This is a genomic window from Clostridium acetireducens DSM 10703, assembly GCF_001758365.1.
Classification (GTDB): Bacteria; Bacillota; Clostridia; order Clostridiales; family Clostridiaceae; genus Clostridium_C; species Clostridium_C acetireducens.
This window is the reverse complement of the sequence record NZ_LZFO01000053.1, coordinates 1-9,218: the sequence shown is the minus strand read 5'-3', so window position 1 is coordinate 9,218 and position 9,218 is coordinate 1. Positions and strand designations below refer to the sequence as shown.

Annotated in this window: 9 protein-coding genes; 3 read left to right on the top strand and 6 right to left on the bottom strand. The window is 24.6% G+C overall.

Going from position 1 to position 9,218, the window contains the following annotated elements:
* Window positions 1-105: 105 nt before the first annotated feature.
* The 4 genes from CLOACE_RS11115 to CLOACE_RS11100 form a co-directional block, all read right to left on the bottom strand.
* The gene (locus tag CLOACE_RS11115; RefSeq protein WP_070111319.1) at window positions 106-780 is read right to left on the bottom strand and encodes a DUF1048 domain-containing protein; all 675 of its coding nucleotides are present in this window, start codon (window positions 778-780) and stop codon (window positions 106-108) included.
* 3 nt (window positions 781-783) lie between these two features.
* Window positions 784-1,104, bottom strand: coding sequence for a PadR family transcriptional regulator (locus CLOACE_RS11110; protein WP_070111318.1), 321 nt, complete (start codon window positions 1,102-1,104; stop codon window positions 784-786).
* 259 nt (window positions 1,105-1,363) lie between these two features.
* Window positions 1,364-2,344: a diaminopimelate dehydrogenase gene (locus CLOACE_RS11105; RefSeq protein WP_070111317.1), complete on the bottom strand. Its 981-nt coding sequence runs from the start codon at window positions 2,342-2,344 to the stop codon at window positions 1,364-1,366.
* Window positions 2,345-2,533: 189 nt separating this feature from the next.
* On the bottom strand, window positions 2,534-3,517 hold the full coding sequence (locus CLOACE_RS11100; protein WP_070111316.1) for an alpha/beta hydrolase: 984 nt from the start codon (window positions 3,515-3,517) through the stop codon (window positions 2,534-2,536).
* A gap of 220 nt (window positions 3,518-3,737) precedes the next feature.
* Here CLOACE_RS11100 and CLOACE_RS12065 point away from each other — a divergent pair, with 220 nt between their 5' ends.
* The gene (locus CLOACE_RS12065; RefSeq protein WP_278287495.1) at window positions 3,738-3,869 is read left to right on the top strand and encodes a hypothetical protein; all 132 of its coding nucleotides are present in this window, start codon (window positions 3,738-3,740) and stop codon (window positions 3,867-3,869) included.
* 369 nt (window positions 3,870-4,238) lie between these two features.
* Here the strand turns inward: CLOACE_RS12065 and CLOACE_RS11095 are convergent, their stop codons facing one another.
* Both CLOACE_RS11095 and CLOACE_RS11090 read right to left on the bottom strand, forming a co-directional pair.
* The gene (locus tag CLOACE_RS11095; protein ID WP_070111315.1) at window positions 4,239-5,204 is read right to left on the bottom strand and encodes a 3D domain-containing protein; all 966 of its coding nucleotides are present in this window, start codon (window positions 5,202-5,204) and stop codon (window positions 4,239-4,241) included.
* A 206-nt stretch (window positions 5,205-5,410) separates the two neighbouring features.
* A complete protein-coding gene (locus tag CLOACE_RS11090) occupies window positions 5,411-5,683 on the bottom strand; it encodes a universal stress protein (RefSeq protein ID WP_070111314.1) in 273 nt (90 codons plus the stop codon).
* Between the two features lie 499 nt (window positions 5,684-6,182).
* Between CLOACE_RS11090 and CLOACE_RS11085 the strand changes: the two genes are divergently transcribed.
* Complete coding sequence (locus tag CLOACE_RS11085; RefSeq protein WP_084027630.1) at window positions 6,183-6,875, top strand: response regulator transcription factor; 693 nt, start codon at window positions 6,183-6,185, stop codon at window positions 6,873-6,875.
* Window positions 6,859-9,030 carry a HAMP domain-containing sensor histidine kinase gene (locus CLOACE_RS11080; protein ID WP_423230266.1) on the top strand — a complete coding sequence of 724 codons (2,172 nt, stop codon included), beginning with the start codon at window positions 6,859-6,861 and terminating at the stop codon, window positions 9,028-9,030. The genes CLOACE_RS11085 and CLOACE_RS11080 overlap by 17 nt, the downstream gene beginning before the upstream one ends.
* The last annotated feature ends 188 nt before the right edge of the window (window positions 9,031-9,218 follow it).

Genomic DNA, 9,218 nt, shown 5'->3' with positions numbered 1-9,218 from the left:
AAGTATTCACTCCTCTTTGTTGTGTATTTTTGGTGGTACTTAAATATTCGACATTTTGGGGTGAATTTCCTTTTTGAATAATAAAAAAGTTAGTAAAATCAATGATTATAAAATATGAAATTTACTCAATATATAATAAATATTATTATTAAAATTAATGTTATAATTCATAATATTAGTTCCTAAAAACTTTTTCATGAAAAAATTTATTATAATTGTAATAAAAATAAAAATAAAAAAAGAAACTTCACTACTTTTTTGATTTGTATATTTTTTAAAATTAATTTGTTTATAAAAAGGCACCTGTATAGGAATAACATCTATATTCTCTTGATTTTTAATTTTTAAAACAAAAATCATAAATATAGCTAATTCATTTGCAAATATAAATTGATTTAAAGTAATACTTAAATTAGCCAAATCACCATTAAATACATTAAAAATACTCATTAAAATTGCAATTGATATCATCCACATTAAATATTTTTGTATATAATTAATTATTTTATAAGTAGTGCTTTTACTATTATTATATTCTTTAATAATTGATTTACAAAACTCTTCATAGTCTTTTCCAATAAACAAATCTACAGATTTACCCTCTATGTCAGCTTGCAACATCATATCTATTATTTGTTGCAAAATCTCTTCTTTTTCATCCATTGTTAAAGTGCTATTTTGAATATAAGTAGTTATATTTTTATATAAACATAAATTCGAGTCATTTAATTTTTTCTGTTCTTTTAATCTAATTTTTCTTAACCTAATTGCCGATATCATACCTTAACCCTCCAATACATTATCAATATTTCTTTTAATTTTTTTCCAAGATACTATAAAATCCTTTAATTCTTTAAATCCTTCTTCTGTGATATAATAATACTTTCTCATAGGTCCTAAAGGTGATTTTTTCATAGTGGAATATAATAATTTTTTCTTTTCTAATCTTATTAGTATGGGGTATACACTACCTTCTGAGACACCTTCAAATCCAAATTCTACTAATTTTTCACATACTTCATAACCGTACGTTTCATTTTTACTTACTATATCTAAAATGCTACCTTCTAATAATCCTTTTAACATTTGTGTAGTATTAGCCATTTAATCACCTGCCTTGTATTACACAATAGTATGTAATTACATATTATACTTACTATTAGGTATTGTCAAGTAGTATTTGTTTTATCACACATAAAAAATCTCTACTTTTACATAGAGATTTTTTATAATTTAAAAATTATACTTATACATTTTTTCATTAATACATTCTAAGATAAACAAAACATCCTGGTTTAGTATGATGATCTAATATCATTGCATCTTCTAATAGATCCCTAATTGAACATAAAATCATAAAATATTATAATAATTCTTTTCTTAATTCACTTCCTGATTTAGGTGAAAGATATGCAAAAGGTACATCAAGCACTGTAATAGCTCCTGTTCTTCCTTCTTTTGCAAATCTATTTACTGCTCTAGCATAAGCCACTAATACACTGGAAGTAAACTCAGGATTACTCTCTAGCTTCAAACTAAATTCCATCATTTGATTTACTCCACCTTCTGTTTTTCCTGAACGTATAACAAATCCTCCATGAGGCATACCGGAGTGTTTTTCTTTTAGTTCTTCTTCGGAAATAAAGTTAACAGTAGTATTGTAGTCTACAAAATAGTTAGGCATATTTTTTATTTCCTGTTCTATTTTATTTAAATCTGCACCTTCTTCTGGTACTACATAGCAAACACGCTCATGTTTTTCTCTTGTTGTAAAATCAGCATTTTCTCCATTTCTAACTTTTTCAAGAGTTTCTTTTATTGGAACTGTATATTGAATTCCGCCCTTTACACCTTTTATTCTTCTAATAGCATCAGAATGTCCTTGACTTACACCTTTCCCCCAAAAAGTATAATCTTTACCTTTTGGCAATACTACTTGCCCAAGAAGACGATTTAATGAAAATAAACCTGGATCCCAACCTGTAGATATAAGACTTACTGTTTTTGCAGATTTTGATACGCTATCCATTTTATTAAAATACTGAGGAATTTTTGCATGAGTATCAAAACTATCAATAGTGTTAAAGTGTGCAGCCATAATTGGTCCTTGTTCTCCTAAATCTGTAGCAGAACCTCCGCATAATATCATTACATCTATTTTTTCTTTGTACTCATTAACTTTTGATATATGTACCAAATTTGAGTTATTTGAATCTATATCCGCTGGATTTCTTCTTGTAAATATAGCTTGTAACTCTATATCTGGATTTTGTTTAACTGCTTTTTCTACTCCTTTTCCTAGATTTCCATAACCTATAACTGCTATTCTAATTTTATCTTTCATAATATCCTCCTTTTATTTTTTATTAAATTTATTTTATTATTTTCTATTAAATTTCACAATAGTTTTTTTAGCAAAAATTTGTTTAACTAAAGCAAATTTTAATATATATAATACTTTATAATACTTTATAATACTTTATAATACAAATCTCTCTTCCCTCTTAACTAAAAAAAATTGCATAACAATTTTTTACAAAGGTGAGTTTTGAACAATAAATTTAAGTACTTCTTTAGACAATAAAAGTATATCTTGTTTGCTTAAATTTGAAAAATCATGACTGCTATTTTCAAGTGTTACAAGCTTTACAAAAACTCCATTTTCCACACATTTATTATATAGCTCAGTAGAATTTTTATAAGAAACTAGTGTGTCTTTTTTACTATATACCATTAAAGTTTTTGGAGCATTTTCATGGACATAATTTATAGGACTATATTTAGAAACTACATATTTTATATTAGGAATGGATTTTAAAATATTATTAATATCCCAAGTAGCCTTTGAAAAATTCAAACTATTTAAATCTGTAGGTCCTAAAATGTCAATAACATATTTAACTTTAGAAGGGTATACTTCCAAATTAGAGTCATCTTTAAATTCATTATCCCCAGTATATGCAGCAAGTAAGGATAAATGAGCTCCTGATGAAATACCTAAAATGCCTATTTCATTTGTATTAAAATTATACTCATACTGGTTTTTATAAACCCATCTTACAGCATCTTTAATATCAGAAACAAGTTTATCAAAGCCTACTCCTGGCTTCATAAGTTGATATTCCACGCTAATTATAGTAAATCCTTCTTCACGAAAAACATCTAATAATGGTGAAAGAGCACTAGGAATACTTTTATCTCCATAAACCCAAGAACCTCCATGGACATATAAAATTACTGGTGAACCTTTAGAAAGTTTCTTCTTAGATTTATATATGTCTAATGTTAATGGAACGTTATTTGTATTCTTATAAACAATATTTTCAGCATAAATAGTATTCATAGCATTTATATCTTTAATATGAATATCAGAATGCAATTTCTTTTGCAAATATACATATTTTTTCCCTATATTTATATATAGCTTAATTCTATTTCTATATATAAAAGTAAAGCATGAAATAAAAATAACTACTGCAATTAAAATAATTTTTAAAATCTTGACAAATCTTTTCATAACTATGACCCCTTGAAATAATAAAAATTTATATATACATTGTACAACAAATTAGCGAAATTTTATAAGTAAATTACTGTTATATTTTCAAAAACTACATTATATGTAAATGTTTTATTACATGTAACATTTAATTGAATATAAACCTTTTATCATCTATATATATTTTTTATACTAGGTAGTATAATTAAACTAAATAAAATTTTAGGAGGGTTTACACATGAATAATAACGAAAAAGAAATTTTAGAAAAAATTTTAAGAGAACTTCAAGATATAAAAGTTATACTACAAGAGCATTGTACAGAAAATGAAGTAAGTGTATTAAAAGATTACATTAATAACAATAAGTAATTTTACGCTTTCCTAAATATAAAAAATCATGCAATTTTTAATGTAGGATAATTTCAGAGAAAAAATAATCTGTATAAAAATAATAAGACAGCAGCATAAAGAGAGTTTGTAAATAAGTCATTTCATTAAGACACTCTAAGAATAAAAAATAAAAAAACTCCTACCCAATTTATGCCCCGTCCTTGGGGCGGAAATTGGCTCATCACGTCCTGTGATGAATTACGGAGTTTTTTTATTTTTTCTTCTAAGATTGTCTAAAATTCATTCAAATTATTTACAATCTCTCTTTATGCTGCTGTCTTATTATTTTTATACAGATTATTTTTTCTCTGAAATTATCCTACATTAAAATACTATAATATTAATAAATTAGTCACCTATTATATAAACATTAACTTGTCTTCTTCCCCAGCTTCTTGCTTCAGATTCTGAATTTACAAATATATCTATTATATTTCCTTTAATAGCTCCACCAGTATCCTCTGCAACAGCATATCCGTATCCTTCTACATAAACTCTAGTTCCTAGTGGAATAACTCTTGGATCTACAGCTATAGTACTATATCCACTTGAATTTCTCATTGTTTTAGTTCCTGATGCTGTATAACCATCCCCTGAATATGCAGTTGCTTCCATGCTTAATACTCTAGAATAGGAAGTTGATTTTGACATACCACGAGATAAAGTAACACTTCTATTACTTGATGCTCTACTTCTAGCTGCTTTTGCATTTTCCATAGCTATTAATTCTTTTTCTTTTTCATTAACTTTACTAAGCATTGCCTTTTGTTCTGCTACATCTTTATTCAATTTCGCTAAAATAATTCTATTTTTTTCTCTTATATCTTTTAATTTATTATTCTCAGCATCTAATCTTTCTTTCTGTTTTGCTATGTTTTCTTTTTCTATCTTTAACTTATTAATAACATTTTTATCAAACTGCATTACTTTTGAAATCATATCTACCCTTGATATTAAATCTTCTAAATCTTGTGCTCCTAAAATTACTTCAAGATAGCTACCACTTCCACTTATATACATAGCTCTTGCTCTTTTTCCAAACATATCTTCTTGTGATTCAACATTTTTTTCTACAGATTTTAGCTTGTCCTGAGTTTTTTTAATATCTTGATTAATTCTATTCATGTCATTCTTATTACTTTCAACTTTTTTTATTACATCATTTATCTCATTGTCCAACTTTTCAATTTTTAACTGTAATTCTTTTTTATTATCTTGAGTTTCTTTTAATGTATTAGGTGCTGCAAAAACGTTATTACTGGTGGTTATAACTAATGCTAGCATTACAATAAAAGATAATATTCTCTTATTCAATTTGTCTTCCTCCTCTTGATATAATGTATTTAACAAAAAATGCTACATTCATTTTTTATTTAACTAATAAACATTATACCATTCTTAAAGGATTTCGCCCAGTCCTTTTGAGTTATTAAAATAGAAAAGCTACATTAAAATGCTTAGTTTATTATATACTTAAACAAATTAAAAGAGATTACACTAAGTAATCTCTTTAACTTATTTTAAGCTTGTGGAAGTATTATCATTACACAATTTGTCTTTTTTAATACTTGAGAAGTTACAGATCCAACTATTCCTGAAAACTTTTTCTTAGTATTCTTAGCCATAATAATAGTATCAATATTATTCTTTGAAGAATAGCCTAGTATTTCTTTATCAGCATATCCGAATAATATTTCTTTTGTACAGTTAAATTCTCCTAATTTTTTACTAGCTTTATCTAATATTTCGTTTCCTATTCTTTTTTTATCATCCATTACTTCTGCAAATGGCATTCCATGAACAAAAACTACTTATCCTACATTTATTAATGCTATTTCTGTTTTCTTAGGATCAAAATTGTCTTTCACAAATTCAATAGTCATTAAATCTCTATCACTTCCGTCTATAGGTAGTAATATTTTTTTCATAACAATCACCTTCCTTTTATTTTGTCACTTATATACTTCTACATCATTAACCAAATATCCTCTTAATTCTTTATAAAATTTTCCTATTATTCATTTATTTTATAAACAAAGAAAATTTATTACTGTTTATAAAATATTTTCTTAAATTTGATATTAATTTTAATTTTATAATAAATACATTTTTACAATTGCAAATTTTATCTAAATGCAGTTTTTTATAGAATTAATATGTTTATTTTTTGTTAAGAAATTCGTAAGAAATTTAGTAAGTTGTTTGTAAAAATTCTGATATATAATTAAAAATATAGATTGCCTAAGGAGGTGTTAAAAAATGATATAATTTATTAATAGAAGGGATGGGATAATTATGAAATATAATGTTTTAGTAGTAGATGATGAAAAAGAAATAACAGAAGCTATAGAAATATATTTAAAAAATGAAAATATAAACGTTTTTAAAGCTCATAATGGTATAGATGCATTAATGGTTTTAGAAGAAAAAGAAATACATCTTATTATAATGGATATTATGATGCCTAAAATGGATGGAATTAAAGCTACATTTAAAATTAGGGAAAATAAAAACATTCCTATAATAATGCTTTCTGCTAAATCAGAAGATACGGATAAAATATTAGGTCTTACTATAGGTGCAGATGATTATATTACAAAACCCTTTAATATGTTAGAACTAGTAGCTAGAGTTAAATCTCAACTTAGAAGATATATGGATTTAGGAAAATACAAAGAAACTAAAGATAAAATTGTAGTAGGAACTCTTATATTAGATAAAAAAAGAAAAATGGTAACAGTTGAAGATAAAGAAATAAGGGTTACTCCTATTGAGTATAGGATATTAGAACTTTTAATGGAAAATAAGGGAAGAGTTTTTTCCATTGAAGAAATATATGAAAAAGCTTGGAAAGAACCTTATTATAAGGGTGAAAATACTGTAGCTGTTCATATAAGAAGAATTCGCGAAAAAATTGAAATTAATCCTAGGGAACCTAGGTATTTAAAGGTGGTATGGGGAATTGGATATAAAATCGAAAAATAAATTTTTGTATATTATTATTTTTATTATAGCAATTTACTCACTCTCTCTTTCATGTTTAATTAGCTATGATTTAATAAAAAATAGAAACTATATAGTTGCAAAAGATCCTTACTTTAATAGTTTTGAATTTGACGAAGAAATTACTTCTTTTTCTCAAAACTTATGTAATTTATATATATATTACAAAGACTATAATGAAAAAGTTGGAGAAAGTAAAGTTACTAAAGAGGACTTAGATGGATTAAGAGTCTATTATGAAGATCAATTAAAAACTTCAGAAACAGAAATTCAAAATAAATACAATGAATATATATTAAATGCTGAAAAATCTGGAGATAAAAATAGAGTAACTGCATTAACTAATGAAAAAAATGAAAAACTCGATTCTCTAAGAAAAGAAAACTTAAAAACTGAAGATCAATTAAAAAAAGAAGTAGCATTAAGATATACTAAAGACTATGAAGATATAAAAAAAGTTATGGAAACTAGAAAAGATATAAAATATTATATTAACGATACAAAAAATAAAAAAATATATACTAATTTGCCTAAAGGGACAAATATAAATGAATATTTAAAAAGTAAATCTCTTTATAACATAAGTTTACCATTAAATAATCTTTCTAATAATATTAGATTTAAACAATCGCATTGGATTTTTAGTAGTTCTTCATGGAAAGGCTATATTATAATTCCTAAAAACTTAAATTCAGATTCCTATATACTAAAAAACTATCACTATTATAATTCTGTTAGAGATAGACTTTTAAAAGAATGTATAATAGGGTCGTTATCTTTAATATTAGGAATTTCTATGTTAATATTACTAAAAAATCGTAAAATTACTTCTATTACTATTTTAGATAAAATAAAAAAAGTATATTTTAATCTTCCTTTAGATTTAAAAATATTTATATTTGTTATATATACTGTTTTAATGAGCACTTATTTAATAAACATTAGTTTTTTTTATAAACCTTTAGGTATTGCACACTTTACAAAACTTAGTTTTGTAAGTATTTATATACTCTATCTTATATTTAATATAAAATATGCTATAAAGCTTAAACAAAATAAAGACATTTTATCAGCTGAATATAAAAATAGTTTAATAATTAAATTATTAAATAAATTTAAAAAAAGCAATTTAAATAAGAATATTAAATTTAAAATAATATTTTTCATAGCATTTTCAGCACTATTAGGCATGTTCATACTTTTAGTATTAGTACTTGGAATACGCAATATATTCATAGCTGCTGTTATAACTATAGGTTATGTATTTTTAATTATACGTTATTTATTTAAAAAAGCAGATTACTTAAATGAAATATTAAAAGCAACAGAAGAAATTGCTTCAGGAAATCTAGACTATGTTATAGAAGAAAAAGGAGAAGAAACTTTATCTAAAATAGCTTCTAATATTAACAGCATGAAACAAGGTTATAAAAAATCTCTAGAGCAACAAATAAAAAGTGAGAGATTAAAAACAGAACTTATAACCAATGTATCTCATGATTTAAAAACTCCTCTTACTTCTATTATAAATTATGTAAATTTATTAAGAGACAATGATTTAACTAAAGAAGATACTAACGCATATATAGAAATTTTAAGTAGAAAATCAGATAGACTTAAAATTCTTATTGATGACTTATTCGAAGCATCTAAAATGTCTAGTGGTTCTGTAGATTTAAATATTGAAAAAGTTGATGTAAACTCCTTATTACAGCAATCTATAGGAGAATTAGAAGAAAAAATTAAAGAAGCTTCATTAATACTTAGATTTAAATATAATAATAAAAAAATTTATGCAAACTTAGACGGAAAAAGGACCTGGAGAGTATTTGAAAATTTAATAAATAATATTATTAAATATTCTCAACCTAACACTAGAGTGTATATTGACTTAATTGAAAAAGATAATAATATAGTAGTTACTATGAAAAATATATCTAATTATGAAATGAATTTTAATTCAGATGAACTTTTTGAAAGATTTAAAAGAGGAGATAAATCTAGAAACACTGATGGTTCTGGATTAGGACTTGCCATTGCAAAAAGCATTGTAGAACTTCAAGGTGGCACCTTAAATATCCAAATTGATGGAGACCTTTTTAAAGTAATTGTGAAATTCAAAAAAGTAATGAAATAAAATTAGGTTATTGAATAAAAAACCATTAAAAATAAGCTGTATAAAAATAATAATACAGTCCCATAAAGAAAGTTTGTAAATAATTTGAATGAATTTTAGACAATCTTAGAAGAAAAAATAAAAAAACTCCGTAATTCATCACAGGACGTGATGAGCCAATTTCCGCCCCAAGGACGGGGCATAAATTG

What these genes read in the sequence shown, in the direction of transcription:
- CLOACE_RS11115 (WP_070111319.1), bottom strand. Translation starts at nt 780, where the DNA reads ATGATATCGGCAATTAGGTTAAGAAAAATTAGATTAAAAGAACAGAAA.
- CLOACE_RS11100 (WP_070111316.1), bottom strand. Translation starts at nt 3,517, where the DNA reads ATGAAAAGATTTGTCAAGATTTTAAAAATTATTTTAATTGCAGTAGTT.
- CLOACE_RS11110 (WP_070111318.1), bottom strand. Translation starts at nt 1,104, where the DNA reads ATGGCTAATACTACACAAATGTTAAAAGGATTATTAGAAGGTAGCATT.
- CLOACE_RS11090 (WP_070111314.1), bottom strand. Translation starts at nt 5,683, where the DNA reads ATGCCATTTGCAGAAGTAATGGATGATAAAAAAAGAATAGGAAACGAA.
- CLOACE_RS11105 (WP_070111317.1), bottom strand. Translation starts at nt 2,344, where the DNA reads ATGAAAGATAAAATTAGAATAGCAGTTATAGGTTATGGAAATCTAGGA.
- CLOACE_RS12065 (WP_278287495.1), top strand. Translation starts at nt 3,738, where the DNA reads ATGAATAATAACGAAAAAGAAATTTTAGAAAAAATTTTAAGAGAACTT.